The 1,463-nt window shown below is 63.3% G+C and carries 2 protein-coding genes; both read right to left on the bottom strand.

The genetic code is table 11. The annotated features are described in order from the left end of the window. Window positions 1–1,079: TRAP transporter large permease (locus tag ACYYG1_RS17285; protein WP_461211578.1), on the bottom strand; the 1,079-nt coding region annotated here is incomplete at its 3' end. A gap of 3 nt (window positions 1,080–1,082) precedes the next feature. Continuing rightward, on the bottom strand, window positions 1,083–1,463 hold a 381-nt coding region (locus tag ACYYG1_RS17290), incomplete at its 5' end, for a TRAP transporter small permease subunit (protein WP_461211579.1).

A 1,463-nucleotide genomic window follows, 5' to 3' on the forward strand; every position in this document is an offset into this window, starting at 1 on the left:
CTGTAGCCCATGTTCTGGACCATGGGCAGCAAGAGCGGCGTGCTGATGAGGATCACGGAGACGATGTCCATGAACATGCCCATGAAGATCAGGATGGCCATGATCAGGGTCAGCACGCCCCACTCGGGCAGCTGCGCGGCCTCCACCAGGCTGATGATGTTCTGGGGCGCGCGCAGGCGGGTCAGCACGTAGCCGAAGAGCAGGGCCGAGGAGAATATGAGCAGGATCATGCCCGAGGTGAGCATGGTCTTCTGCAGGATGCTCTTGAAGATGGCCCAGGACAGGGTCTTGCGGCGCAGGTTGATGACCAGGCTGCCGATGCAGCCGATGGATGCGGATTCCGTGGGCGTGCAGACGCCGAAGTAGATGGTGCCGAGCACCAGGAGGATCAGGGTCATGGAGGGCCAGATGCGCTTGAGGCTCTGCCAGCGGTCGGCCCAGGTCACGGTGGTGTCCGGATCCGGGGCGTATTCGGGCTTCAGCCTGCAGACCACGTAGATGTAGATCATCATCAGGATGGCCAGGGCCACGCCGGGCACGATGCCGCCCACGAAGAGCTTGCCCACGGACTCGTCGGCCACCTCTCCGTAGAGGATGAAGGCCAGGCTCGGGGGGATGAGCAGGGCCAGGGCTCCGGCGGCGGTCACCGGGCCGGTGGCCATGGACTTGTGGTAGCCGCGGTCGAGCATTTCGGGGATGGCGAAGCTGCCGATGGTGGCGGCTCCGGCGATGCTCACGCCGCACAGGGCGCCGAAGATGGCGCTGGCCACGACGCTGGCCATGGCCAGGCCGCCGCGCAGGCGGTTCAGCCAGGAGCTGGCGGCGTTGTACAGGTCCGTGCCGATGCCCGTGACGAAAATTATCTCACCCATTAGGATGAAGAGTGGCACCGCCACCAGGGTGAAGCTGTTCAGGCGGTCGTAGAGCACGCCGGGGACGGCTCCCAGGCCCCTGGGGCCCTGGAGGATGAGGATGCCTACGATGCTGGCCGTTCCCAGGGCCGCGAAAACGGGCTGGCCCATGATGAGCAGGAGGAAGAACACCAGCATGATGATGAGGGTGATGATCATGTGGTCCATGGCTTATTTCCTCCCCAATTCCGCGAAACGGGAACACTTGGACATGATTCTGGCGATGTATTGCAGGAACAAGAGGCTGAACCCCAGGCAGATGAAGGAATAGGGAATCCACAGCGGGAAGCTCAGCAGCGAGGCCGAGCGGTAGTTGCCCGCGTAGGCCATGACTACGGTCTTGGTGCCCGTCCAGATGATGACGGCGCACAGGGACATGGTCAAAAGGGACGTGACTACGTCCAGGACGATGGCGGCGCGCTCCGGGAGCTTGGCCGTGAGCATGGTCATGTTCACGTGGCGCTCCTGGCGCTGGACCCAGGCCGCGGCCATGAAGGTCATGAAGATCAGGATGTATTCGCTGACCTCCACGCTGTAGGTGCTCGGATGGTC

It is taken from the genome of Desulfocurvus sp. DL1XJH-121 (assembly GCF_054819825.1).